The sequence below is a fragment of the Paucibacter hankyongi genome (assembly GCF_037482915.1).
Taxonomy (GTDB): domain Bacteria; phylum Pseudomonadota; class Gammaproteobacteria; order Burkholderiales; family Burkholderiaceae_C; genus Paucibacter_A; species Paucibacter_A hankyongi.
The window spans coordinates 264,580-290,060 of record NZ_JBBHJX010000002.1 but is presented as its reverse complement, the minus strand read 5'-3'; the positions used below and the strand labels follow the sequence as shown (position 1 = coordinate 290,060).

The 25,481-nt window shown below is 62.4% G+C and carries 24 protein-coding genes and 1 pseudogene; 12 read left to right on the top strand and 13 right to left on the bottom strand.

Annotation, left to right across the window (positions count from 1 at the left end; genetic code table 11):
- The first annotated feature begins 33 nt into the window (after window positions 1-33).
- A complete protein-coding gene (locus WG899_RS04695) occupies window positions 34-1,227 on the top strand; it encodes a GGDEF domain-containing protein (RefSeq protein ID WP_339594463.1) in 1,194 nt (397 codons plus the stop codon).
- Window positions 1,224-2,384, top strand: coding sequence for a GGDEF domain-containing protein (locus WG899_RS04690; protein ID WP_339594462.1), 1,161 nt, complete (start codon window positions 1,224-1,226; stop codon window positions 2,382-2,384). The genes WG899_RS04695 and WG899_RS04690 overlap by 4 nt, the downstream gene beginning before the upstream one ends.
- A 23-nt stretch (window positions 2,385-2,407) precedes the next feature.
- Here WG899_RS04690 and WG899_RS04685 read toward each other — a convergent pair whose 3' ends face one another.
- Window positions 2,408-3,934, bottom strand: coding sequence for a CoA-acylating methylmalonate-semialdehyde dehydrogenase (locus tag WG899_RS04685; protein ID WP_339594461.1), 1,527 nt, complete (start codon window positions 3,932-3,934; stop codon window positions 2,408-2,410).
- Window positions 3,935-4,028: 94 nt separating this feature from the next.
- On the opposite strand from WG899_RS04685, the gene WG899_RS04680 reads away from it, so the two are divergent.
- Together WG899_RS04680 and WG899_RS04675 are read left to right on the top strand one after the other, a co-directional pair.
- Entirely contained in the window at window positions 4,029-4,979 is a 951-nt protein-coding gene (locus tag WG899_RS04680; protein WP_339594460.1) for a LysR family transcriptional regulator, read from the top strand.
- A gap of 473 nt (window positions 4,980-5,452) precedes the next feature.
- Window positions 5,453-6,250 carry a YecA/YgfB family protein gene (locus WG899_RS04675; protein WP_339594459.1) on the top strand — a complete coding sequence of 266 codons (798 nt, stop codon included), beginning with the start codon at window positions 5,453-5,455 and terminating at the stop codon, window positions 6,248-6,250.
- Window positions 6,251-6,262: 12 nt separating this feature from the next.
- Here the strand turns inward: WG899_RS04675 and WG899_RS04670 are convergent, their stop codons facing one another.
- From WG899_RS04670 to WG899_RS04660, 3 genes are all read right to left on the bottom strand, one after another.
- On the bottom strand, window positions 6,263-7,297 hold the full coding sequence (locus tag WG899_RS04670; protein WP_339594458.1) for a collagen-binding domain-containing protein: 1,035 nt from the start codon (window positions 7,295-7,297) through the stop codon (window positions 6,263-6,265).
- A gap of 108 nt (window positions 7,298-7,405) precedes the next feature.
- Window positions 7,406-8,728, bottom strand: a complete 1,323-nt coding sequence (locus WG899_RS04665; protein WP_339594457.1) for an Hsp70 family protein — start codon at window positions 8,726-8,728, stop codon at window positions 7,406-7,408.
- Window positions 8,729-8,819: 91 nt separating this feature from the next.
- A complete protein-coding gene (locus tag WG899_RS04660; RefSeq protein ID WP_339594456.1) occupies window positions 8,820-10,094 on the bottom strand; it encodes a D-amino acid dehydrogenase in 1,275 nt (424 codons plus the stop codon).
- Between the two features lie 176 nt (window positions 10,095-10,270).
- Here WG899_RS04660 and WG899_RS04655 point away from each other — a divergent pair, with 176 nt between their 5' ends.
- On the top strand, window positions 10,271-11,200 hold the full coding sequence (locus tag WG899_RS04655; protein WP_339594455.1) for a LysR family transcriptional regulator ArgP: 930 nt from the start codon (window positions 10,271-10,273) through the stop codon (window positions 11,198-11,200).
- Here WG899_RS04655 and WG899_RS04650 read toward each other — a convergent pair.
- The gene (locus tag WG899_RS04650) at window positions 11,194-11,421 is read right to left on the bottom strand and encodes a hypothetical protein (RefSeq protein WP_339594454.1); all 228 of its coding nucleotides are present in this window, start codon (window positions 11,419-11,421) and stop codon (window positions 11,194-11,196) included. The genes WG899_RS04655 and WG899_RS04650 overlap by 7 nt on opposite strands.
- A 292-nt stretch (window positions 11,422-11,713) precedes the next feature.
- On the opposite strand from WG899_RS04650, the gene WG899_RS04645 reads away from it, so the two are divergent.
- A complete protein-coding gene (locus WG899_RS04645; RefSeq protein ID WP_339594453.1) occupies window positions 11,714-11,929 on the top strand; it encodes a hypothetical protein in 216 nt (71 codons plus the stop codon).
- 7 nt (window positions 11,930-11,936) lie between these two features.
- Here the strand turns inward: WG899_RS04645 and WG899_RS04640 are convergent, their stop codons facing one another.
- From WG899_RS04640 to WG899_RS04625, 4 genes are all read right to left on the bottom strand, one after another.
- The gene (locus WG899_RS04640; RefSeq protein ID WP_339594452.1) at window positions 11,937-12,359 is read right to left on the bottom strand and encodes a universal stress protein; all 423 of its coding nucleotides are present in this window, start codon (window positions 12,357-12,359) and stop codon (window positions 11,937-11,939) included.
- Between the two features lie 89 nt (window positions 12,360-12,448).
- Window positions 12,449-13,234: a metallophosphoesterase gene (locus WG899_RS04635; RefSeq protein WP_339594451.1), complete on the bottom strand. Its 786-nt coding sequence runs from the start codon at window positions 13,232-13,234 to the stop codon at window positions 12,449-12,451.
- Window positions 13,234-14,007, bottom strand: coding sequence for a UPF0149 family protein (locus WG899_RS04630; protein WP_339594450.1), 774 nt, complete (start codon window positions 14,005-14,007; stop codon window positions 13,234-13,236). The genes WG899_RS04635 and WG899_RS04630 overlap by 1 nt, the downstream gene beginning before the upstream one ends.
- A complete protein-coding gene (locus WG899_RS04625) occupies window positions 14,004-14,975 on the bottom strand; it encodes a LysR family transcriptional regulator (RefSeq protein ID WP_339594449.1) in 972 nt (323 codons plus the stop codon). The genes WG899_RS04630 and WG899_RS04625 overlap by 4 nt, the downstream gene beginning before the upstream one ends.
- A gap of 126 nt (window positions 14,976-15,101) precedes the next feature.
- Here WG899_RS04625 and WG899_RS04620 point away from each other — a divergent pair, with 126 nt between their 5' ends.
- The gene (locus tag WG899_RS04620) at window positions 15,102-15,338 is read left to right on the top strand and encodes a hypothetical protein (RefSeq protein WP_339594448.1); all 237 of its coding nucleotides are present in this window, start codon (window positions 15,102-15,104) and stop codon (window positions 15,336-15,338) included.
- Between the two features lie 103 nt (window positions 15,339-15,441).
- On the opposite strand, the gene WG899_RS04615 is transcribed toward WG899_RS04620, so the two are convergent.
- Window positions 15,442-17,322, bottom strand: a complete 1,881-nt coding sequence (locus tag WG899_RS04615) for a phosphoenolpyruvate carboxykinase (GTP) (RefSeq protein WP_339594447.1) — start codon at window positions 17,320-17,322, stop codon at window positions 15,442-15,444.
- Between the two features lie 335 nt (window positions 17,323-17,657).
- On the opposite strand from WG899_RS04615, the gene WG899_RS04610 reads away from it, so the two are divergent.
- Window positions 17,658-18,230 carry an MOSC domain-containing protein gene (locus WG899_RS04610; RefSeq protein WP_339594446.1) on the top strand — a complete coding sequence of 191 codons (573 nt, stop codon included), beginning with the start codon at window positions 17,658-17,660 and terminating at the stop codon, window positions 18,228-18,230.
- A 27-nt stretch (window positions 18,231-18,257) separates the two neighbouring features.
- Here WG899_RS04610 and WG899_RS04605 read toward each other — a convergent pair whose 3' ends face one another.
- A complete protein-coding gene (locus WG899_RS04605; RefSeq protein ID WP_339594445.1) occupies window positions 18,258-19,328 on the bottom strand; it encodes an alkene reductase in 1,071 nt (356 codons plus the stop codon).
- Between the two features lie 151 nt (window positions 19,329-19,479).
- Between WG899_RS04605 and WG899_RS04600 the strand changes: the two genes are divergently transcribed.
- The 4 genes and pseudogenes from WG899_RS04600 to WG899_RS04585 form a co-directional block, all read left to right on the top strand.
- A complete protein-coding gene (locus WG899_RS04600; protein ID WP_339594444.1) occupies window positions 19,480-20,688 on the top strand; it encodes a right-handed parallel beta-helix repeat-containing protein in 1,209 nt (402 codons plus the stop codon).
- Window positions 20,689-20,735: 47 nt separating this feature from the next.
- Window positions 20,736-21,593: a 23S rRNA (adenine(2030)-N(6))-methyltransferase RlmJ gene (locus tag WG899_RS04595; protein WP_339594443.1), complete on the top strand. Its 858-nt coding sequence runs from the start codon at window positions 20,736-20,738 to the stop codon at window positions 21,591-21,593.
- 112 nt (window positions 21,594-21,705) lie between these two features.
- Window positions 21,706-22,374, top strand: coding sequence for a CAAX prenyl protease-related protein (locus WG899_RS04590; RefSeq protein ID WP_339594442.1), 669 nt, complete (start codon window positions 21,706-21,708; stop codon window positions 22,372-22,374).
- Window positions 22,375-22,432: 58 nt separating this feature from the next.
- A pseudogene (locus WG899_RS04585) lies at window positions 22,433-23,764 on the top strand (MFS transporter); the annotation flags it as partial.
- A gap of 30 nt (window positions 23,765-23,794) precedes the next feature.
- On the opposite strand, the gene WG899_RS04580 reads toward WG899_RS04585, so the two are convergent.
- Complete coding sequence (locus tag WG899_RS04580) at window positions 23,795-24,298, bottom strand: hypothetical protein (protein ID WP_339594441.1); 504 nt, start codon at window positions 24,296-24,298, stop codon at window positions 23,795-23,797.
- A gap of 43 nt (window positions 24,299-24,341) precedes the next feature.
- Window positions 24,342-25,478, bottom strand: coding sequence for a tRNA guanosine(34) transglycosylase Tgt (gene tgt / locus WG899_RS04575; RefSeq protein ID WP_263538635.1), 1,137 nt, complete (start codon window positions 25,476-25,478; stop codon window positions 24,342-24,344).
- Between the last annotated feature and the right edge of the window lie 3 nt (window positions 25,479-25,481).

Below are 25,481 nucleotides of genomic sequence, written 5' to 3'. Positions count from 1 at the left end.
TTCCACACCCATTACCCGTTCAACGATCCACCCATGGACCAGTTTGACGCCGGCACACTCACCACGGTAACGGCCGTGATCAACGGCTTCATGGCCTTGGTCTGGCTGCTGTTGGTGCAGGCCTTCCGCATCGCACCGGCGGCCGGCAAGCTGCTGGCCGGCGCCTATGCGCTGTTCATTCCGGGAATGTTGTGCCTGAGTTGCCTGAGCTGGTGGCCGGTCTGGCTGGGCGGCTGGGCGCAGGCCATGAGCAATCTGGGCGGGTTCACGCTAATGAGCCTGGGCGTGCGTCAGCTGATGCGCTTGCAACAGCGGCGCGCCGATCTGCTGCTGATCTCGGGCACTGCGACCTTGGCCCTGTTGCTGGCGGCCAGCTTAAGTTCTTTCCGTTTGGGCATGCTGGCCTTGTCGCTGGCCAGCGGCCTGCTGTTCCTGCTGTGCACGCGCGATGTGCTGAGCGGCGGCCGGACCGAGCAGCCCGCTTGGGTGACGACCTTGTTGGCACTGCCCTTCTTGCTGACCAGCTTGTTGATGCTGGCGCGTGCCGCCACCTTCGCCTGGCTGCCCGAAGCCAACAGCCTGATCATGCGCAAGCAGCAGGCCAGCGCCGGGCTGGCGGGGCTGTACTTGTTTTTGACCATCTTGATCGCGCTGGGCCTGGTCAGTGTGGTGGTGACGCGCCTGATCGCGCGCATCCGGCACATGACCTTGCGTGACCCGCTGACCGACACCTTGAACCGGCGCGCCTTCGGGGCTGAACTTCGGCAACTGCAGGCGCAAATTGAGCGCGGCCACCAGCACTGCGTGGTGATGATCGATGTGGACCATTTCAAGCAGGTCAATGACCGACTGGGCCATGCGGCCGGTGACGCGGCCTTGCTCCATCTGGTGTCGGTGCTGCGCGCCAATATGCGCGAACTGGACCGCCTGGGCCGGCTCGGCGGCGAGGAGTTCTGCCTCTTGCTGCCGCACACCAGCGTGGCAGACGCCGGCCGGGTGGCGCAGCGCATTTGCGAAGCGCTACGGCGACAGTCCATGACTTGGAAGGGCGAGCCGGTGCCGATGACGGCCAGCTTTGGCGTGGCGGCCTGCCAAGCCGATGACCCGCAAGGCGAGGCCACGCTGGCGATGGCCGACTGGCAGCTCTACCGCGCCAAGTCGGAAGGTCGTGACCGCGTCTGCGTGGTTGGGCCCGAGGCGAAACTGGGGCGAATGGTGACGCCATGAACAACGGCTCCGATCCGCTAACGCTGCTGGCCGCCATCATGCTGGTGTTCTTCCTGGCCAGCTTGGCCTGGGGCTTGCTGGCCAGTGCGGCGCAGGTGGAGCCGCGCATGTGCCTGTGCTTGGCGCTGGTCAATGCCTTGCTGGCCGGCTCTTTGGCCACGCACGCCATGCGCGGATTGGCGCCTGCCTGGCTCACCTATTGGAGCTCGGACGTGATGGCCATCGCCGCCATCGCGTTGTTACGGGCCAGCATGCCGGCCTTGACCGAGCCACGTTTGGCCTGGCGCAGTGCGCTGTTGGTGCTGTCGCTGGCGGCTGGCGGACTTGCGCAGTTGCCTTATGACGGCGATATGCACCGGGAGTCGCGCTTGATTTTTGCCAGCATGTCGGTGCTGACCGTGCTGGCCAGCCTGGACGCCTGGCGGCAGTTGCGCGCGCGTGTCGACGTCGGGCTGTCCGCCCTGCTGGCCGGGCCGCTGTTTTTCATCAGCGCGATGATGCTAGCGCGCCTGCTGGAGTCGCTGCTGCGACCCGGAGAAACCACTGATGTGCTCGACAGTGGCGCCTTCAACCTGGCCTGGCTGTGGTCGATGCTGGGGATGAATCTGATCATGAACGCCACGATGGCCTTGCTGGTCATGGCCAAGCTGATTCTGCGCATCCAACGCCTGACCCGCCATGACCCGCTCACCGGAGTGCTGAACCGACGCGCCCTGAGCGAGGCGATAGAGCTTGAACACACACGCCTGCAACGTGGCCGCGGCTATGCGCTGGTGATGATCGACATGGATCACTTCAAGCAGCTGAATGACAGCTTGGGGCATGCGGCCGGCGATGCAGCACTGAAGCGCGCGGTCGAGGTGCTGAGCCTGTGCGTGCGCGACATCGACCGCTTGGGGCGACTCGGCGGCGAAGAATTCTGCGTGCTGCTGCCGCTGACCGATTTGGCGGGCGCCTTGCTGGTGGCCGAACGGATGCGCCACAACCTGGAGCATTCAGCCTTCGAGTGGGCCGGCAAGACCTGGCCCCTGACCGCCAGCTTTGGCATCGCCGAGGGTCAGCCCGATGACATCAGCGCCGACGCGGTGCTGCGCCGGGCCGACCAGGGCATGTATCAGGCCAAGTCACAAGGTCGGAACTTGGTGCAGGCGACCTGATCTGCCCTGGCCTTGCGAGGCCATTACTTGCTGGTCGGCATCACAAACTCGGCCCCCTTGGCCACGCTGGCCGGCCAACGCTGCATGATGCTCTTTTGCTTGGTGTAAAAGCGCACGCCCTCTTCGCCGTAGGCATGCATATCGCCGAACAGGCTCTTCTTCCAGCCGCCGAAGCCATGCCAGGCCATCGGCACCGGGATCGGCACATTGATGCCGACCATGCCGACCTGCACACGGCGGGCGAACTCGCGGGCCACATTGCCGTCGCTGGTGTAGCAGGCCACACCGTTGCCATATTCATGGTCATTGACCAGCTGCACCGCCGCGGCAAAGTCGGGCACTCGCACGCAGGCCAAGACCGGGCCGAAGATCTCTTCCTTGTAGATGCGCATGCGGGGCGTGACATGGTCGAACAAGGTGCCGCCGGTGAAGAAGCCGTCCTCGTAACCCGCTACCTTGTGGCCACGGCCATCGACCAGCAACTGCGCACCCTCTTCCACGCCGGTGCCGATATAGCCCTCGATACGGTCACGCGCTTCGCGGGTGACAATGGGGCCCATCTCGGCATCCAGCTCCATGCCGTTCTTGATCTTCAGGGCCCGCGCCCGCTCGGCCAGCTTGGGCACGATCTTGTCTGCCACATCGCCGACCAGCACAGCCACCGAGATCGCCATGCAGCGCTCGCCTGCCGAGCCGTAGGCGGCGCCGATCAAGGCGTCGACGGTTTGATCGATGTCGGCGTCTGGCATCACCACCATATGGTTCTTGGCGCCGCCCAGGGCTTGCACGCGCTTGCCCATGGCCGCACCGGTTTGGTAGATGTACTGGGCAATCGGGGTCGAGCCGACAAAGCTCAGCGCCTTCACATCCGGGTGATGCAAAAGCCCATCCACGGCCAGCTTGTCGCCTTGCAGCACATTGAAAATACCGTCCGGCAGGCCGGCCTGCTTGAACAGTTCGGCCACCAACAGGCTGGGCGAGGGGTCGCGTTCGCTCGGCTTCAAGATGAAGGCATTGCCGGTGACGATGGCCAGCGGCGCCATCCACATCGGCACCATAAAGGGGAAGTTAAAGGGTGTGATGCCGGCCACGACGCCGAGCGGCTGGCGCAGCGTCCAGTTGTCCATGCCGGTGGAGACCTGTTCGGTGAAGTCGCCCTTCAAAAGCTGCGGCGCACCGCAGGCGAACTCGACAATGTCGATGCCGCGCGCCACCTCGCCCTGGGCATCGGTGAAGACCTTGCCATGTTCGGCGGTGATCATGGCGGCCAGCTCGTCCTTGTGGGCGTTGAGCAGTTCCAGGAATTTGAACATCACCCGCGCACGGCGCAGCGGTGGAGCGTCGGCCCAGGCCGGGAAGGCCGCTTGGGCGGCCGCCACCACGGCATTCACATCATCTTGGTTGGCCAACTGCACCTGTCGCGCCACCGCACCGGTGGTCGGGTTGTAAACCGCTTGGCTACGACCCGAGCTGGCCGCTTGGGGCTGGCCGTTGATGAAATGGGCGATGTCTTGGGTGCTGCTGTAAGCGGCGGTCTTGGGGCTGTTCATGCAAGGTCTCCTGGAATGCTGTGCAGTCTAGGCAGCGAATGCGGCGCTGCCAATCCAGTTTTGTCGATTTGATTGTTTAGTAATATGAACAATCATGACAAAACCCTCTGAACTTCGGCAGGACGTGCTGTGGGGCCAACTGCACGCCTTGACCGTGATTGCGCAGCTTGGCAGCTTCACCAAGGCGGCGCAGCGCCTGGGCCTGTCCAAGGCAGCGATCAGCCAGCGCATCAGCGAACTCGAGCGCGCCATGGGCGTGACCCTGGTGGCGCGCACCACCCGGTCGGTGAGGCTCAGTGAAGCCGGTCAGCGCCTGGTGGAAGAGACCGAAGCCAGCTTCGCTCACATCGGCCGCACGCTGAACGCTGCGCGCGACGCGGTCGGACAGGCGCGCGGGCTTTTGCGTGTCACCGCCCCGGTCGCACTCGGCCGGCAACATATCGCGCCGGCATTGCATGATTTTTTTCGGCAATACCCGGAAATCCGTATCGAACTCGATCTCTCCGACCGTTTGGTACCGCTGGCGCAGGAAGGCTTCGATCTGGCCTTCCGCCACTGCAGCGCGCCACCGGACAGCCATGTGGCCGTCAAGCTTTGTGCCTCGCGGGCGCTGCTGGTGGCCAGCCCAAGCTATTTGCAGCGACGCGGCGAGATCAATGACCCGATGCAGTTGAGCGAGCACGCCTGCCTGCCCTATCTGCGGCCGGGACCGGCGTTCTGGCTTTTCGAGCGCGGCCCCGCCAGCGAGGAACCGCAGCGCCTGCGCGTCCCGGTGCAAGGCCCCCTGCGTGCCAGCAATAGTGAAATCTTGCGCGACGCAGCCGTGGACGGTTTAGGTCTGGCCTTGCTGCCCGACTTCAGTGCTGCGCCAGCCTTGCAAAGTGGCGCCCTGGTCGAGGTTTTGCCCGACTGGCGCCCGGTCGGTTTTTTCGGCGACGCCATTTATGCCGTTTACCCCTGGACCAACCACACACCGCGCCCCTTGCGCCTCTTGATCGATCACCTTCGGCAGGTTCTAGCGACGGGATTCCTGCCTGCACGGTAGGCGTCGCACAAAACCATCCACGACCAAAGTCGCTCGAGAGTGTTCGGAGAAGGTAGGAACCGGCACTTTGCGGACTTTAGTGTTCCTCTTGCCGAGGCCATCGGGCGCAAGCCCGGGGCGGGGGACAGGAGCGGGGCAGAGTGCCCAGTCGGCCTGCTCAACCACAGCCTTTGCTCTTTCGCTAAGGCCGGCAAGCAGTCGCTCCAAGTCGGATGTCCGCAAAGTGCCGACTCCAGACCCGACAAAGACCCAAAAAAAACGCCCGCCTAGCAAGCCAGGTGGGCGTTGAAAGTCCTCGAAAGGACGTCGTTGGGATCGGTGCAAGGCATTGGTTACGTGACTTGCTTGCTGATGACTGTAAAGACTCGCCCCTGTCGCCGCCATCCCCACCAAGTGGGATGCCGAAAGTCAGCAGCGACTCTAGCGAGGGCAAGGTTTTGCCGCCAAGCCCGGTTCGGCGGGACAATAGCAAGATGAATCAAGCCAAGCCACCACGTTCTTTCTCCTCGCGCTCGCCGGCTCAAGCCCGCGGGCCTGCTCAGCGCTCGGCGCCGGCTCGCAAGCCCATGAACAGCCAGCCAACGCCGCCGGCGCCGTTGCGGCCACTGGACGAAGCCGAGATGGAACAACTCCAAGACATGCTGGACCGCGTGCCAGCCCCCTTGGAGCCACTGGATGTCAGCATGCTGGATGGTTATTTGGTCGGTGTCTTGCTACAACCCAAGGCCGTACCAACCTTTGACTGGTCACGCCATGTGCTGGACAGCGAAGAAGGTCGCAACCCACCCGCGGGTTTCGACAGCAAGGCCTTGATGGCCCTCGTCAAGCGCCGCTATCAACAGCTGAACCAAGCCATCACCCAGCGCCAATGGTTTGATCCCTGGGTGTTTGAGCTGGCCAGCGAATACGAGGATGAAGAAGGCGACGACGGGGACGATGAGTCCGATCCGTCCGAGGTCTTGTTCCCCTGGGTGGCCGGTTTCTCTCTGGCTTGCGAACTGTTCCCCGACTTGATGCGCAAAAACGCGGCCGATCTGCTGGAGCCGCTGGCCGCCATCTTCCGCCACATCGACCCTGAGGATTTGGAAGACGCCGATGACTTGCTGGAAGAAATTGAGTCGCTGGAGCCTGCCGCCAATCTGGAAGAGGCGGTCGAGAGTCTGGTCAGCGCCTGTTTGATGCTGGCCGATGTGTCGCGCCCCCAGGCCAAACCCGAGGCGCCACAACGCCCACCCGCAAGGCGCGGGCCGCCGCCGCGCGGCCGTTACTGAAAACTCGGCGGATTAGCTGGCGTCTGGCCGGCGCCCTCGGGCGAGCCAGCCCAACAGGCCCAGGCCGCTGAGCAACAGGGCGTAAGTGGCAGGCTCAGGAACGGCCGTGGTGATATCACCAGTGAAGCCGTTCCACGTGATCTTGCCGCCCTGATTCAACTGGTTGACCAAGACCGAACCCTGGATGGTGTTGTAGTTGTTCAGCGTGGCATTGGGCGCCAGGATCACGCCGCCGAATTGATTGTGGATGGTGAGGTCGGTCGCTTGGTGAAAGTTCCAGATCACCTTGCTGCCCAGTTCGGACGCACTGCCGTTCAAGAATTTGCTGGCGAAGTTGAGGCTGGTCTCGTCAACATTGAAGATCACCGTATTGGCGCCCTTCAGATCGAAAGCGAACTCGCCTTTGGAGAAGATCTGCTTGTCCAGGCTGCTCAGATCAAAAACGGCCAAGCCTTGGCTGTTGGCCACCGCGCTGAAGGTCACGCGATTTCCCTGGTCGCTGATATTGACCGTGCTGCCCGTGCTGGCCAGCTGACTCAAAGATGAAGACAGGCCTTTAATCTCAGCGGCGAAATTGCTGTTGTTCGCCGCTTGCGCAGCGGCTGTAGCCTGGCTGAGCTTGCCGCCATTGAACTTGTTGTTGGCACTGGCGCCCGCCACATAGCTCGGGCCGTTGAAGTGGTTGTTAAGCGCAGTACCGAGCACCGAACTGCTGCCCTGAATGACTCGGCTATCGCTCAAGCTACCCAAGACCACAGCGCCCTGGTGGTGCACCTGCACGCCGCTAGCCGAACCCATGACCGTCAGACCGGCATAGTCAGAGCTCCCCATCGCACCCGGCCACATGCCGAATTTCCCGCCAATCAGGCTGCCGCCGATGAAGCTGCGACCGTCCACCTGCTGGTTGCTGGATACCGCGTCGCCCAAGGTGACCAAATTGAACTGCGTCAGGATTTGCTGCGCCGTCAACGGCGCTGCAACAGCAGCGGGAGCGGCCAGAGCCGTCAGAGTCACAAAAGACGCGAGAGCGGTAACAGTTGTTTTCATGCAGAGGCAAGTGGGTGGGTTAACCCTTAGTTTGCCTGATGCTGAGCGCTCGCTTTTGAGACTTGCCTCTAAAAATCCTCGCGATAGATGCCCGCGATGCGCTAGACCTCAGGCGCGAAACAAGCGCGCTGCATGCAGGCCCAGACCGGTCGCCACCGAAGCAAAACGGTCGCCCCGCACCTGCACGGCGGCCGGGTAGTCGGCCGCAATCCGCTCGGCCAGCAGCCGCAAACCGGTCGAGCCGCCGGTGAAATACAAGGCATCGATGTGCTCGGGCTTCAGACCGGCCTGGGCAACGGCCTCGCGGCCCGCTTGGGCGATACGGTCGATGTCGGCGCCGATGGCGGCCACGGCCACCGTCTCGGTCAATTCGATTTGCAAACCATTCTCAACCACGCCCAGGTCGATGACGGTGTCGCCACCATTGGCCACCGCGATCTTGGCCGCCTCGGCGCGCCCTGCCAGCTCATGACCCAGATGGTCCTCGACCACCGTCATCAGGCGCTGGTGGTGCTGCAGATTGCCGTAGAAGCTGCGCATATTGCGCAACTCGGCGACCCGCAGAGGGCTGTACACGGTGTTGATCAAGTGCCAGGTGGCCAGATCGAAATAAACGCCGCTGGGCACCTCGCGCGCCGGCGAGCCGGGCCGCTCAGGGCCGTAAGAGCGGTAGCCAAACTCGCGCAACACACTGGCGAGTTCGACGTGGCGGTCGAAGTCGGTCCCGGCGATATGCACGCCGTGGTTGGCCAGGATGTCATCGCGGCGATCAACACGCTGCATGCGCTCGGGCCCAACCCGTACCACCGAAAAGTCAGAGGTTCCGCCACCGATGTCGGCGACCAGAACGATCTGCTCGCGTTCGCTGTGCTGCTCGAAGTCGAAGGCGGCGGCAATCGGCTCGAACTGGAAATGCACCTCGTCGAAACCCACCGCGCGCGCGGCTTGCTCCAGGGACGCCTGTGCCGCGGCGTCGCGGGCCGGCTCACCATCCACGAAAAAGACCGGCCGACCCAGCACCAACTGATTCAAATTCTGCGGCCGACCTTCGGCCTGGGCCGAGTTCATGGCGGTCTGGCGAAGCCGCTTCAGGTAGCCGGACAAGATGTCCGAGTATTTGACCCCGCGGCCGCCACCGACATCGGTGGTTTGATCGATCAGACCCGAACCGAGGATGCTCTTCATCGAGCGCATCAAGCGCCCATCAACCCCCTCGACATAGGCCGCCACGGCGGCACGACCAAAGGCGCGCGGTGGGCCGTCAGCATCGTGACGACCTTCCACGAAATAGAACACCGCCGTCGGCATGGTTGGCTGGCCGGCCTCCAACTCCACCAGCCGCATGGCACCGCTGCCGTCTTGGCGCGGAATCGCAATGGCAGAGTTTGAGGTGCCAAAGTCAATGGCGCAAAAAGAGGACGTGGAGGACATGGCAGACGACGACGGGAGGGGCGCGGATTGTAACGGCCAGCCCCTTCCAACAGAGTCACAAGCTTGACCGCGATGCGGTCAGCTACGCCGCTCAGACCCCGTAGAAACTGAATTCCAGCGGTGGGCGACGCCCGGCCATCAACTCGGCCATGGCATGGCCGGAGCCGGCGCCGTGGGTCCAACCCAGGGTGCCGTGGCCGGCATTGATCCACAAATTGGACGCTTTCTTGCTGCGGCCGATGTAGGGGATATTGGTCGGCGTGCTGGGGCGCAGGCCCGTCCAGTAATTGGTTTCGCTCAGATCGGCAACGCCTGGGAACAGTTCTTCATAGCGCTTGACCAGGGCCTCGCAGCGGACCCGCGAGGTCGGCCGACTGAGGTCGGAGTCAAAGCCACAGAGCTCGGCCGTGCCGGCGATGCGGATGCTGTCGCCGAGGCGAGAAATGGCGATCTTGCGGGTGTCGTCGAGCAGACTGACCACGCTGGCTTGATCCGGCTTTTTCAGCTTCATCGTCGCCGAGTAGCCCTTGGCCGGGTAGATATTGAGAAACTCCCCCAGCGGCCGCACCAGAGCCGGTGTGTAGGAGCCCATCGCAGCGACAAAGGCATCGGCCTTCAACTCGCTCTTTTTGCCACTGCGCACCGAGGCGATCTGCACCGCATCGACCCCCTGCCCATTGCGCGACAGCGCCAGCACATCATGCTCGTAAAGGAAGGTGGCGCCGCGCTCGGCACACAAGCGGGCGAGCTTTTGCGTGAACACGCAGGCATCGCCGGACTCATCGCTAGGAGTGAAGGTGCCACCGTGGATGTTGTTGCCAAAGCTGGCCAGCGCCGGTTCGATCTTCAGCACCTCGGCGCGATTCAAGACGCGTCGATCGACGCCATGGCGACGCATGATCTCAGCGCCGGCCGCGCCGGCCTCAAAGTCGGCCTGCGACGAGAAGAAGTGCAGAATGCCGCGCTCCAGACGGTCGTATTCAATGCCGGTCTGCGTCACAAGACCCTTCAGTGACTCGTGGCTGTAGCGGCCCAGCTGCACCAGTTGCTCAACATTGCGCTCGAAGGCGGCGGTGGTGCATTGGGTCAAAAAGCTCAAGCCCCAGATCCATTGCTTGGGATCCAAGCTAGGGCGGAACAGCAGCGGAGAGTCGTCGCGCAACAACCACTTGGCCACCTTGAATGGCGCGCCCGCATTGGCCCAAGGCTCGCAAAAGCTAACCGAGATTTGCGCGCCATTGGCAAAGCTGGTTTCCAAGGCGGCATCGGCTTGGCGATCGACCACCGTCACCTCATGGCCTTGCTCCAACAGATACCAGGCGGTGCTGACGCCGATGATGCCGGCTCCCAAAACGACGACTTTCATAGCGACTCCAGCCGGCCCTGTGTGGACCACTCTTTGTTTGTAAACCCAGAACGAATATCGGCCAAGTCCTGCCTTCACTGCAGGTCATTGCGAGACCGGTCGGGGGCGGATTGTCGACAGGCTCCGGTTAAACCAGAAGGAAAATTAATATTTCTCTGGATACATTAGCAATACTTATGAAAGACCTCGACTCCGCCGGCCTCGATTGCCTGGCCGCTCTGGCCGATGAACGCAGCTTTGAACGCGCAGCGCAACGCCTGAGCATCACCCAAAGCGCCATCTCACAGCGGCTGCGCAGCCTGGAGTCACAGGTCGGCCAGTTGCTGGTGGTGCGCTCGCGGCCGCTGCGCTTGACCGAGCCGGGCAAGGTGCTGCTGCGCTTTGCGCGCCAGCTGGCAGCCTTGCGGACCGATGTGGCGCGGGAACTGGGCGCGCAGGCGGCGCCGAGCGAGCGCATCGCCATCGCCGTCAACGCCGACAGTCTGGCCACCTGGGTGCTACCGGCCTTGGATGCGGTGGTGCAACAAGGCCTGAAACAAGGCTTCGGCCTAGAGTTGGTGGTCGACGATCAGGACTTCACCCATGACTGGTTGCGCCAAGGTGAGGTGCTGGGCTGCGTCAGCACGGTGCGCCAGGCGCTGCGCGGCTGCTTGGTGCAACCTCTGGGGGTGATGCGCTACATCGCCGTGGCCAGCCCGGACTTCATGCGCAGCCGGCTACCCGATGGCTTGAATGAGGGCAACTTCGCCAACACACCCTTTTTGGTCTTCAACCGCAAGGATGACTGCCAGGTGCAATGGGTGTCCAAGGCCTTTGGGCTGCGCGCACCCCGTCTGCAGGAACGCTATGTACCGTCCAGCGAGGCCATCGTGCGCGCGGTATGCAGCGGCTGGGGGGTTGGCGTGGTGCCGGAGTTGCAGGTGCGACCCTTGATCGCCAGCGGCGCCTTGTTGGCGCTACGACCGGAGTTGAGCGTGGAGGTGACGCTCTACTGGCATCAATGGAAACTGGTTTCAGATCTGGTGGCGGCGCCCATGCGGGTCGCGCTCTTGGATCAAATCGGTCAGGCCTTGGCGCTGGGCGCCAAGGCCGACTTGGCTCACTGAGTTTCTAGGCGAATCGCTTTGCCGCTGACGGGCCGCTGCGCCGCCGAAGCGGTCATGGCAGGAGCATGCGCAACCTTGATATGTTGCGCCTGTGCCGTCGACAGCAGCGCCAGCCGGTAAGCCGAGGGCTGCGACGCCTTTTGATCAACCAAACTACCTAGCCAAACAGAACTGCCGACCACCAAGGCGATCACGCTTGAGGCAAGCCATTTCAAAATCATGGTGCTCATTGGATTCCGTGACAAAGTGAACAAAAGGGTGGGCAGAATACCTACTCCGCCCAGCTAGATCAACCCTACCTTAGTAGGATATTGGGTCTTTCCCGAATCCATGCTGAGTTGTACTCAAATCAGCGCGAAAGGCGCGCATGTTCGCACCGTCACGAGGCGTGACATTTCTCCAACTGAGGCGCTTAAACCACCCAGTTCAGGGGTTCGAAAAGCCAGTTCATCGCGCACACTGTTCACTCATGGCGATCTGGCCGCCAGATTCAACCGAGATGCGAGGTTTGATATGCGATTCGCCCCGGCATTGCGCTTCTTCCGCCGAACCCCAGCAGCAACCCACGAGCAAGACCCGGCCGATTTGGGCACCGCGTTTGGCATGGAGGCCAGTCTCGAAGAAGGCGACGACTATCGCGCCAGCGTCACCGAGCTTGAGCTGGAATCGCAGCGTGCTCGGCGCGCACTTGAGTCGCCGCTGGCTTGGCTCTCCAAGCGCAACAGCTGACTTCAGTTCAGCGAATCAACAGCACCGGTGTGCTGCAGTTCGCCATCACCTTGGTGGCGACCGATCCCATCACCAAGTTGCCGATGGCACTGTGGCCATGCGACCCCAGCATCAGCAAGCCAAACTTGCCCTTGTCTGCGCTTGAGGCGATCACGTCCGCGGCGGAGCCGACCTTGTTGATGTAATCCGCCTTGATGCCCTGCTTGGCAAAGAAGTTGCGTACCGTTTTCAGCACTTTTTCGCCTTCATCGGCGTAATAGCTTTTCAACAGTTCCTTGTCCAACACCGCTGCAGCGCGCGGCGGCACGGCAGGCACTACGTGCAAGACCGTGTACTGGTGCGTCTCACCCAACCACTCGTCATGCGCGGCCAAATAAGCCAACATGCGCTTGGTATAACTGCTTCCGTCAACGGCAACCAAAATCTTCATCATGCGCTCCTTTGCAGGTTACTCAACCTTGCCGACAGTCTGACACAGGAAGCTCCCGCGCTATTGATGTCCATCAAGTCGCTTGCCACTCAGGCAAACACCTCAATCAGATGCTGCGCCTGAAAGCGGGCCGGCTCGCCCTTTCGCACATGACCGCGGGCATTGCAGATGACGCGGGTATGGGCTCCAGTCGCCGACTCGATTCGATAGTCGTGCTGGCAATGCAAATGCCCATGCAGCCACAAACGAGCCTGCGGCAATAGCGCCTCATCGTCATTGCAAAAGCTAGCCGTACCCGGTTGGCGCCCATAGCGCGGGTCAGCGCTACGCAAACTGGGGGCGAAATGAGTTATGACGACGGTGGCCTCCCAGTCTTCGGCGGCGTCGCCGGCCATCAACTCTCGCGCCAGCCAATCTCGGCAGACCAGAGCCTCAGCACGCACCGCCGCCGCATCAAAAGACGAACCATGCCGTGAAGCTGCCATGACCCGTTGAAAATAACCGGCGGCCCGCATCGCTCGCTCGCGCTCAGCCGGACCGAAGACGTCAAAGTCGCTCCACCGCGTGCTACCGACAAAGCGCACCCGCCGCCCTTGAGCATCCAAGCGCACGCAGGTGGCGTTGTCGAGCATGATGAAACCCAACTCATCCGCCAGTGCTCGAAGTCCAGCCCGAGCGGCGTCAATGTCGCGGCCATCGTATTCATGATTGCCGGGCACAAAAATCACCGGCACCGGCCAATCACGAAAACGGTGCAGGCCTTGCCAGCTGCTATCGACATCACCGGCCAAGATCAACAACTCGGCCCCAGGCGCCACTTCGGGCTCAAACGCTTCGGTCTCCATATGGAGATCCGAAAGCAACTGCACAAGCATCAGTTAGCGCCGTGGCACTGTTTGTACTTGCGGCCCGAACCGCAGTGGCAGGGGTCGTTGCGACCCAGCTTGGGGCCTTCGCGGCGCAGGGTTTCCACGTGATAGCGCTGCTCTTGCGTCAGGTCGCAAAGATCGGCCACGGTGACGACCAATTCCTCAATGGCGTCGTCGACGTCCTTCAAGGGATGCTCGCGATCCAGCGTTGCGACGACTTCTTTCTCTTCATCGGTCTCGGCCGGCAGATGGCGATACAGGCGCGCCAGGGCCGCCATCACCGCGTCATCGGGCATGTCCGACAGCTCGGGGAAGCACAGCGTTGCATGCTGGAAGCCGGCCACCCATGGCATCAGCGTGCGCGAGATCAGGCTCATGCCGTCATAGGTCGCACGGGCTTGCCGCTCATCGGCGTCGAGCTCTTCGTCTGTGGCGGGTTCAGCGTCTGCCGCTTCTGCAGCATCTTCCAGATCGAGCACCACAGGGTCGAACCAACCGTCTTCCACCATGGCCCGATTCAGAGCCGAATGACGACGCTCAACCAACTCGCGGATGCGTGCCAACCAAGTTGGATCTGCATCCTCCGGCAACACGCCACCGTCGTAGTCGAAGATGTTTGGCAACCATTCGTCCACCTCAATCAGGCGGGGCTGCACCAGCACGCCACAGAGGTAGCCATCCAGCATCGAAGCGTTCAGCGCCTGCAAGGGCTCCGGTGTGGTGGCAAGGAGTTCATCGAGTTCAGCAAACTCGGCATCGGTCAGGTCTTGTGTACTCATGTGCCAATTGTCGCCTCTGTTGTCATCAAAGCGCTAGCCTGAGCGACACGGGCGGCTTCGACCAGCCGTTCTCGCATCCACTGCTGGGCGCTGCGGCTTTCGCTGCGCAGATGCCAAAGCATGTCCACATGGACCGGCGAAAGCGGCACCGGCAGTGGGCGCTCAATCAACTCGGCCTTGTAGCCGGTGGCCTCGACAAAAGAGGCCGGCAACACGGTCAGCAAGTCGGAGCGGGTCACCACACGGCCAGCAGTGAAAAACTGGTTAACAGTCAATACGATGCGGCGGCTGCGATTCATGGCGCTCAAGGCTTCATCGACAAAACCATGTGGTCGGCCCGAGAAGCTGACCAGCAGATGGTGGGCGGCGCAAAAAGCGTCTAGGTCCAGCGTCCGGTCGGCCAAGGGATGGCCGCGCCGCATCACGCAGACATATTCACTGTCGTACAGGCGGTGTTGGCGTATCACCGACTGCCCCCCCTGAGCGCGCAGCGCCGCCACCGCACCTGGGAAATAGCCGACCGCAAAGTCGGCCTCGCCCTGGTCCAGCAGAGCGCGCGGGTCGCGCGTGGTCAGTGGCAGCACATGCACATTGGCCAATGCCTGCGCTTGTTCCAACTGCGCCACCAAAGGCGGCAGCAGTGACGCAGCGGTGGCATCCGCCATGGCAATACGAAAGGTGTACTCCTCCTCGGCGGGCCGAAATTCACCCGGCACCAACAGCGCCTGCAGACGCTGCAAGATCAAGCGCACTTCGGGCCACATACCCTCCGCTCGCGAAGTCGGCTTCATGCCAAAGGCCTGCCGCACAAACAAATCCTCTCCGAGCGCCTCGCGCAGGCGCTTCAAAGCATGGCTGACGGCCGGCTGCGTCATCGCCAAGCGAGCCGCGGCGCGCGTCAGGCTGCGCTCGGCCATCACCGCATCAAAGACCCGCAGCAAATTCAGATCCAGGGTACGGAATTTCATGATGAAGACGCCTGTGATATTCGCGCAGTTTATATATTCAATTCCTACAATTCATTGGCGGCATGACTAGGGTTTACCCGACAATCCATCCATCGGGCCAAAAGCCCACCCAAATAGGAAAGTCCCATGAGCGTCGCGACCCAAACCTTTGGCTTGCCCATGTCCCGCAGCATCCGCCACGGCGGATCGTTCACATCCATTGGCGCCCGCCTGTGGATGCACTTGATCGCCAACGTCAAGGCCCGCATCACGGCCGCGGCCGAAGCCCGCGCCGAGCGCGAATTGCTGGCTCTGGCGCAGCAATATGAGTCCAGCATGCCTTCGTTTGCGGCCGAGTTGCGCGCCGCAAACTGCCGCCGCTGAGCCTCACCCTGCCCCAGCGTAGGGCGGCAAAACGACCCAAGCCACCAGGCAAAAAAAAGCCCGCTGAATCAGCGGGCTTTTTCTATTCCGAGCAGGCTCGGGCTTATTCGGCAGCCAAGCGAGCTTCGATCTTCAACTTCGTGGCTGGCAACTCAGCCGGCAGACGATAGGCCAGTTGCTGGAACAGTTCGTCATGCAGCTTCATCTCGACGGCCCAGGCGGCCTTGTCGATATGGGTGGTGATGTTGAACTGCTCCTGCGTGAAATCGAGGCCATTCCAGTTGATGTCTTGGTAACGCGGCGTCACGCCGAAGGCATGCTCCTCGCCCTGACCGGTGCCTTCCACGCGGTCCAACATCCACTTCAGCACGCGCATGTTCTCGCCGTAGCCGGGCCAGACGAACTTGCCATCGTCACCCTTGCGGAACCAGTTGACGCAGTAGATCTTGGGCAACTTGGCGCCAGAAGCCTGCAGCTTCTTGCCCATATCCAGCCAATGCTGGAAATAGTCACTCATGTTGTAGCCCATGAATGGCAGCATGGCGAAGGGGTCACGGCGCACCACGCCTTGCTGACCGGCAGCGGCGGCAGTGGTTTCCGAACCCATGGTCGCGGCCATGTAAACACCTTCGACCCAGTCGCGCGCCTCAGTCGCCAAAGGCACGGTGGTGGAGCGGCGGCCGCCGAAGATGAAGGCATCGATGGGCACGCCAGCCGGGTTGTCCCAATCAGCATCCAGGGCCGGGTTGTTGATGGCCGAGACAGTGAAACGGGCGTTCGGATGCGCAGCCTTGGCGCCGGTTTCCTTGGCGATGGCGGGCGTCCAGTCCTTGCCTTGCCAGTCGATCAGGTGAGCCGGCGGTGTGTCGGTCATGCCCTCCCACCAGACATCGCCCTCATCGGTCAGGCCGACGTTGGTGAAGATCACATCCTTGTTCAGGCTGGCCATGCAGTTGAAATTGGTCAGCGTGTTGGTGCCCGGCGCCACGCCGAAATAGCCGGCTTCCGGGTTGATGGCATACATGCGGCCATCAGCACCCGGCTTGATCCAGGCGATATCGTCGCCAATGGTGGTGACTTTCCAGCCGTTGAATGCAGCTGGCGGAATCAACATCGAGAAATTGGTCTTGCCGCAAGCGCTGGGGAAAGCTGCCGCAAAGTGGTACTTCTTGCCCTCGGGCGAGGTCACGCCCAAGATCAACATATGCTCGGCGAACCAGCCTTGGTCACGACCCATGGTGGACGCAATGCGCAGCGCGAAGCATTTCTTGCCCAGCAAGGCATTGCCGCCGTAGCCGGAACCATAGGACCAGATTTCGCGGGTTTCGGGGTAATGAACGATGTACTTGGTCGGGTTGCAAGGCCACTTCACATCGGCCTGACCTGCTTCCAAGGGCGCGCCCACGGTGTGCACGCAGGGCACGAAAACGCCGTCTTCGCCCAGCACGTCGAGTACGGCACGGCCCATGCGGGTCATGGTGCGCATATTGACGGCCACATAGGGGCTGTCCGACAACTCAACGCCAATATGGGCAATCGGTGAGCCGATCGGGCCCATGCTGAAGGGCACCACATAGAGCGTGCGACCCTTCATTGCGCCCTTGAACAAGGCCGGTGTTCCGTCTTTCTGACCCGTCTGCAAGAGCTGGCGCATCTCGGCCGGAGCCATCCAGTTATTGGTCGGACCGGCGTCTTCCTTCTTGGCCGAGCAGATATAGGTGCGGTCTTCCACGCGCGCCACATCGCTGGGGTCGCTGCTGGCAAGGTAGCTGTTGGGGCGCAGCGCAGGATTGAGTTTCTTGAAGGTACCGGCCGCCACCAGCTGAGCGCAAAGGCGGTCGTACTCGGCTTGGCTGCCGTCGCACCAATAGACGTCGCGCGCCTCGGTCAACGCGGCGATCTCGGCCACCCAAGCAATCAGGCGAGAGTGTTTCACATGAGCCGGCACGTTCAAGCGCAGGCCTTCCATCACGGGTTGGTTCATAGCAGTTCCCATCAATATAAAAGCAGTATTGGGTCAAGCTCGTAAGCGAACACTCACCTCAACGGTGTGTTTCGCCTTCGGGCTTGACCCAATGCCACTCATCGCTTGGCCCCTGTTTGGCGCCTGATGCTGACCGGTCCCGCCTGTATTTCCACTAAAGCCAGCCACTCCGACCTAGACCGAAGCAACACCCGCCCCACAAGAGCTTCAATTGTCACCCCAATGTAACCATGCCGTAACTTGTCAGGAACCCGCAGTTATGCATTTCCAGAATGAAGTCATGCCCGGCGGGTTTTGCCGCGAGAACAGCCGCGACTTTTGTCACACTGCGGGGCATGAAACTGATCAGCATCAATCTGGCCCGCGCCCAAGACTTGCAAACCCTGGATGGCAAAACAGTCGCCAGCGGTATTCGTAAACGCAGCGTTTCGGGCCCGCAAGAAGTGCGGCCTCTCGGCCTGGTCGGCGATGAGCAGGCCGACCTCAGCGTGCATGGCGGCCTGAGCAAGGCGGTGTATGCCTACCCTTCCGAGCATTACGCCTTTTGGCAGACCGTGCGCGGCCAGGCCAAGGCGCCAGGCTGGGAGCAGCCACTGCCGCATGGCGCCATGGGCGAGAACCTGACGATTGCCGGACTGCTGGAGAAAGACGTTTGGATCGGCGACTTGCTGCGCTTTGCCGATTGCGAATTGTTGGTCAGCGAGCCGCGCTTTCCTTGCTTTAAGTTCAACGCAGTGATGGGCTTCAACAAGGCGGTCAAGCTGATGGGGGAAAGCGCCTGGTGCGGCTTCTACCTGGCCGTCAAAAAGCCCGGCCAGCTCACCGCCGGCGAGCGCTTTGAGCTGCTGCCGGGGCCGCGCGAGGTGTCCATCACCGAGTTGTTCCGGGCCAAGATCCGCGGCGGGTAGCGAAACCAGCGCCGCCCGCAACGCCCATCAAAGAAACGGGTAGTCGGTATAGCCCTTGGCGTCCCCGCCATAGAGCGTGGCGCGGTCGAGTGGCTGCAAGGCGGCGTTGAGGCGCAAGCGCCGTACCAGATCGGGGTTGGAAATGAAGTCACGACCAAAGGCGACCAGATCAGCCTGCCCCTCGGCCACCGCCTTCAAAGCCATTTCGCGGGTGTAGCCGTTGTTCACCATCCAGGGGCCACCGAAACAGCGGCGCATGGCTTGGTAGTCAAACGGGGCGATATCGCGGTCGCCACCGGTCTGGCCTTCCACTACATGCAAAAAGGCCAGCCCCAGCGGCGCCAGTTGCTCGGCCACATGGTTGAACAAGGCCTGCGCCTGGCTGTCGGGGCCGGCATCGTTGCTGGGCGTGACCGGGCTCAGGCGCAAGCCGCTGCGGCCTGGGCCGATGGCGGCAGCCACCGCCGTCATCACCTCCACAGTGAAGCGAGCGCGATGCGCAATGCTGCCGCCGTAGTCGTCACTGCGGTCATTGATGCTGTCACGCATGAACTGGTCGAGCAGATAGCCATTGGCACCGTGCACCTCTACCGCATCAAAGCCCGCCTCCATGGCGCATTCGGCCGCGCGAGCAAAGCTGGCCACTACCGCCGGAATTTCTTCAATAGCCAGCGCGCGTGGCGCCGACACCGGCACAAAGCCGCTGCCGGTGAAGGTCTGGCCCTTGGCCGCTCGTGCGGTGGAGGACACCGGCGCGCGCCCCTCGGGCTGGAACATCACATGCGAGATTCGCCCCACATGCCAGAGCTGCGCGGCGATCTTGCCGCCCTCGGCATGCACCGCGTCGGTCACCCGCTTCCACGCGGCCACTTGTTCGCGGCTGTGGATGCCGGGCGTATCCAGATAACCCTGACCCTCGGGGCAGATTTGCGTGCCTTCGCTGATGATCAAGCCGGCCGTGGCGCGCTGCCGGTAGTACTCCACCGCCATCTCGCCGGGCACAAGCCCCTTGGAACGGCTGCGCGTCAGCGGCGCCATCACGATGCGATTGGCCAGGGTCAAGGAACCGAGTTGAATGGGGTCAAAGAGATTGGGCATGAGCTTGAAAATTTTGTCGGCACGGGGCTTGAGAGGCGCCAAGCGTAGCTGCTTCTTGAGAGTCTTGCTGCGATGGCGCAGCTTCGCAGACAAGCCTTAGACTCGCGGCGCAAATACCCCTTGCCCACAGAGTCGAATACAGGTCCTCGCGATGACGCCCAAGCCCAGCCCCCTGCCCCTCTACCCTTTGCCTAGCGCGCTGAATCGGCGGCAAGGCTTGCAATGGCTGGGGGCCGGGTTGCTGGCTGCAGCACCGCTTGGGCAAGCCAGCGCCGAAAAACCCAGCGCCACGCTGCGTGTGGGCAAGCTGCAAGCCGTCAAGACCCTGGCAGCTGCCGCCAAAGTGGCCCGCGACGGCATGGTGATCGAAGTCGAAGCAGGCGACTACCCCGCCGACGTGGCGGCCTGGCCGCAAAGCCAGCTGAGCTTGCGGGCAGTGGGTGGGCGGGTGCGCATGCTGGCCAACGGCGCGGCAGCACAGGGCAAGGGTATTTTTGTGATGAGCGGTGACGGAGTCAGCATCGAAGGCTTTGACTTCATCGGCGCGCGCGTGCCCGACACCAATGGCGCCGGCATCCGGCTGGAGCGCGGCTCCTTGAACGTCAAAGATTGCTCCTTCAGCCGCTGCGAAATGGGCTTGCTGACCAATAACGACCCCAACACCCAATTGGAACTGCAGGGCTGCGAATTTTCATTCGGCGAGCGCCCTGGCAGCTTCAGCCATCTGCTCTATGCCGGCAGCATCGCCAAGCTCTCGGTCAGCGGCTGCTATTTCCACCACGGCATGCGCGGCCACCTGCTCAAAAGCCGCGCGGCGCTGAACCACATCTTCTACAACCGCCTGACGGACGAAATCGGCGGCAGCGCCAGCTATGAGCTGGAGTTCCCCAATGGCGGCCAAGCGCTGGTGATTGGCAACCTGATCCAACAAAGTTCGGGCTCGGACAACCCGCATATGGTGTCCTTCGGCGCCGAGGGCTACACCTGGCCCAAGCAGGAGTTGCAGCTGATCCATAACACCTTGGTTGATCTGATGCCCTCGCAAGGCGTCTACCTGCGAGTCAAACCCGGCCCCGCCAAGGTCCGCCTGATCAACAACCTCTTGGCCGGCAACCGCATCTTCAACGCCGAGAGCAGCTGGGAGCAGGCCGGCAATCATCTGATTGATCTGGACGAATTCGTGCTGGCGGCCCGAGAGAACTATGCGCTGCGGCCCAACTCGCATCTGCGAGGCAAGGCGGTCGAGCCTGGCGAAGCACTGGGCATGGCCTTGCGTCCGACACGCCAGTACCAGCACCCGCGCAGCACGATGGTCCTGCCGCAGCCGGCCCGTCACCCCGGCGCGATTCAGCTCCCTTAAGCCGGCTCGGGCTCGCGCGCGGACGCCCGCCACGCTACAGTTCGCACATGCTCGCCTACCGACACGCCTTCCATGCCGGCAACCATGCCGATGTTCTCAAACACCTGATCCTGACCCAGGTGCTTCGCTATATGGGCGAAAAAGACAAGCCCTACACCCTGGTCGACACCCACGCCGGCGCCGGCGGCTACTCGATCGAGGGTCAGTACGCTCAAAAGAAAGGCGAGTATGTGCACGGCGTTTCGCGCCTGTGGGACGCCAAAGACCTGCCCGAGCCGCTGGCCCACTATATGGAGCCGGTGCGCGCCTTCAATAATGACGGCCAGCTGCGTCAATACCCGGGCTCGCCGGCCATCGCCAACCTGCTGATGCGTGCCGAAGACCGGCTGCGCGTCTACGAGTTGCACCCGACCGACTTCCGCATTCTCGAAACCTATCTCTCCACCCGCCCCAACACCCAGGTCAGCGACAAAGACGGTTTCAGCGCGCTGCGCGCCGAACTGCCGCCGCCCTCGCGCCGCGCGGTGGTCTTGATGGACCCCTCGTATGAGTTGAAGACCGACTACGCCAAGGTCGTGACAGCGGTGCGCGAAGGCCTGGAGCGCTTTGCCGAAGGCGTGTTCCTGATTTGGTATCCGCAGCTGCAGTTGCTGGAGTCGGCCCAGCTGGCTCAGAAGCTGAAGGCCGCCGCCGATGCCGGAGCCAAGAAGGGCTGGTTGCATGTCCGCCTGACCGTGCAACAACAAGCCGATGTGCGCGGCTTCGGCATGCTGGGCAGCGGCATGTTCGTCATCAACCCGCCCTTCACGCTGCACGATGACCTGCAGGCCTGCATGCCTTATCTGGTCGATAAGCTGGGTCAATACGACGGCGCTAACTTCCTGCTCGAGCAGCGAACCTCCTGATTCGACGCGGCCTTCGCCCGGCTCACCCGGGCTTTCACCGCATCGTTTGTCATCATCTTCGCGTTAGGCTTGCGCCCTTGGCCCGATGCTGGGCCCTTCCTTTCACGCAAGCATGAACTTCAGCCTCGCCGCCCTGGCCCGCATCATTCCATTCGCCGCCTTCATGGCCTTGTTGGCGCTGCGGGGCTTTTTGCCAGAAAGTCAGCACCTGGATCCACGCTGGATCTATGGCGCCAGCGTCTTGGTGGTCGGCGGCCTGCTGGCCTGGTACTGGCGCGGCTACGGTGAGCTGGCCCGCCAAAACCTGCCGAATCGGCGCGAGACGCTGTGGAGCGTAGGCATCGGTTTGCTGGTGTTTGCACTGTGGATCCATCTGGATGCGCCCTGGATGCAATTGGGCGAAGCCACCGCCAGCTTTTTGCCGCTGGACGCCGAGGGTAGGCCAATCTGGCCCATGATCGCGCTGCGCTGGATAGGCGCGGCGCTGATCGTGCCGGTGATGGAAGAACTGTTCTGGCGCAGCTACCTGATGCGCTGGATTGAGAGCCCGCAGTTCGAAACCGTGGACCCGTTGCGGGTTGGGCCCAAGGCCATCGTGCTGTCCACCTTTGTCTTCATGCTGGCGCACACGCTCTGGCTGGGCGCCATCGTGGCCGGCCTGGCCTACGCCTGGTTGTATGCACGCACCGGCAAGCTGTGGACCGCCGTCATTGCCCACGCCGTGACCAATGGCGTGCTGGGCCTGTGGGTCATCCACAGCGGCCAATGGCAGTTCTGGTGAACCCCCTCCGGCAAGACCTGACCCCGCCAACTAATTTTCTATAAAAAAAAAGGCCTTCATGAGCTCACCCACGCCCGAGCACAGCAGTCAGTTCGCGCTACTGAAGCAGCGTCGCTTTGCACCCTATTTCTGGGTGCAGTTCCTGAATGCCGGCAATGACAATCTGTTCAAGTTCCCGCTGATCATCCTGATCACTTACCAGCTGCAGCTGAACTGGTTGCCCGCCTCGCAGGCCGGCCTGGTGGTGAATGCGCTGTTCATCCTGCCCTATGTGTTTTTCTCCGCCACCAGCGGTCAGCTGGCCGACAAGCTCGAAAAACACAAGCTGATGCGCTTTGTGAAGTCGCTAGAAATTGCCATCATGGCCCTGGCGGCCTGGGGCTATTTGACGACCCAAGTGCCCGTGCTGCTCTTGTGCGTGCTGCTGATGGGTTTGCACTCCACACTGTTCGGCCCGGTCAAATACGCCTACCTGCCACAGCAGCTGAATGAGCGCGAACTGATGGGTGGCAACGGCATGGTGGAGATGGGCACTTTTGTGGCCATCTTGCTGGGCCAGGTGGCCGGTGGCCTTTTGATCGCCATGCCCGAGGTGGGTCCCCGTTATGTGGCCATCGCCTGCTTGTTGACCGCGCTGCTGGGCCGGCTGTTGGCGCAATACATCCCGCCCTGCCCGGCCACCGATCCGCAGCTGAAGATCAACTGGAACCCCTTCACCGAAACCTGGCGCAACCTGAAACTCTCGCGCGAGGTGCCGGTGGTGTTCCGCTCGCTCTTGGGCATTTCTTGGATGTGGTTCTTTGGCGCCGTTTACTTGAGCAACTTCCCGGCCTTCGCCAAGGAAGTGCTGCATGGTGACGCCCAGGTCGCCACCGCCTTGCTGGTGATGTTCTCGGTCGGCATCGGCGTCGGCTCGCTTTTGTGCGAGATGCTGTCACGCCGCCATGTCGAGATCGGGCTGGTGCCAGTCGGTGCCATCGGCATGACGCTGTTCTCGGTCGACCTCTACTTCGCCTCGCGCGGTCTTTCCAGCCAGCCCGACTTGATGGGCCTGGCCGCCTTCTTTGCGCACCCCGAGCATTGGCGTGTGCTGGCCGATCTGGGCCTGCTGGCCCTGTTCACCGGCCTCTACAGCGTGCCGATGTATGCGCTGATTCAGCTGCGTTCTCAGCCCACGCACCGGGCCCGCATCATTGCCGCCAACAACATCCTCAACGCGCTCTTCATGATTGCCAGTTCGCTACTGGCCGGCGTCTTGCTCGGCAGCTTCGGTTTCAGCATCCCCGAGCTGTTCTTGTCGGTGGGCTTGGCCAATCTGCTGGTGAGTCTGTATGTGTTCCTGCGCGAGCCGGAATATCTACAGCGTTTTGTCGCCATCATCAGCGGCCGACGCGGCGAACCCACCCACAGCGATCAGGCCTCAGCCAACACGCCGCCAAGCCAGCCTAAGGCGTAATTTGAAGGCTCGCGCCCAGCGCCAGGCGGCGCTGCGGCGCACCCAAGCCAGCAAGCCTGCCTTCCACAGGCTCCAGCGCTGGTAGAGCTTGGCGAACCACGCCATCCGCAACAGCGCCGGCCGAGTCAGTTGAAACAGCCGCGCCACGATGGCGGTGCCGATCAGCTTGACCACCACGATCACCAGCAGCCCCAAACCGGCGCGGCCAATGCCGATCAGCCACAGCGCCAGCAGCTTGACCGGCAGCAGCAAAAGCGTGGGCAACAAAAGGACCGCCAAGGCGGCAGGTGGCGGCAAGCGCCCGATCCACGCCTCCAGCTGACGCAATACCGGCAGCTGCCCCAAGCGCGCCATCAGGCGCGCCAGCGGCGCCCAGCCCCATTCCTCAAACAAGATCAGCAGCGCCAGCAAGAGGCGCAGGATCCCTCGCAGCGGGGCCAGCAGGGCGAGCAACAGAGCTTTCAGCATGGCTGCATCATGCAGCGAGAGCGCAGGCTTGCAGCGTGCCGAATTACACCCCGCGGGCGCGGTCCTCGGCGAACTTGCGACGGAAGGCTTCAAAACCGCCGGTACCGGGCAGGTCCAGCGCATCCCGCGCTTCCTTCATCAGGTTCAGGTAGTAGTGCAGGTTGTGGATGCTGGTCAGCATCGGGCCCAGCATCTCGCCGCAGCGATCCAGATGGTGCAGATAGGCGCGGCTGAAGGTCTTGCAGGTGTAGCAGCCGCAGGTCTCGTCGACCGGCCGTTCATCGGTCTTGTAGCGCGCATTGCGCAGGCGCAGATCGCCAAAGCGGGTGAACAAGTGGCCGTTGCGCGCATTGCGGGTCGGCATCACGCAGTCGAACATATCGATGCCGCGGGTCACGCCTTCGATCAGGTCTTCCGGCGTGCCCACGCCCATCAGGTAGCGCGGTTTGTTGGCCGGCAGCTGGTGGCCAATGTGGGCCAGCACGCGTTGCATGTCTTCCTTGGGCTCACCCACCGAGAGGCCGCCGATGGCATAGCCCGGCAGGTCCAGCGCGGCCAGGCCGGCCAGCGAATGGTCGCGCAGGTTTTCATACATGCCGCCCTGCACGATGCCGAACAAGGCGTTCGGGTTCTGCAAACGGTTGAATTCATCGGCACAGCGCTTGGCCCAGCGCAAGCTCATCTCCATCGAGACGCGGGCTTCCTTCTCGGTGGTGATGTGGCCCTTGCTCTCGTAAGGCGTGCATTCGTCGAACTGCATGACGATGTCGGAGTTCAGCGCCGTTTGGATCTGCATGCTGATCTCGGGCGTCAAGAAGAGCTTGTCGCCATTCACCGGCGAGGCGAACTTGACGCCCTCCTCGGTGATCTTGCGCATCTCGCCCAGGCTCCAGACCTGAAAGCCACCACTGTCGGTCAGGATTGGCTTGTTCCAGCTCTCGAAGCGGTGCAAGCCGCCGAACTGCTTGATGATGTCCATGCCGGGGCGCAGCCACAGATGGAAGGTGTTGCCCAGAATGATCTGCGCCCCCATCTCCTCCAGCGAGCGCGGCATCACGCCCTTGACGGTGCCGTAGGTGCCCACCGGCATGAAGATGGGCGTTTGCACCACTCCATGGTTGAGCGTCATCTGGCCACGACGTGCGTGGCCCTCGGTTTTGAGCAGGTCGAACTTCAGCATAGT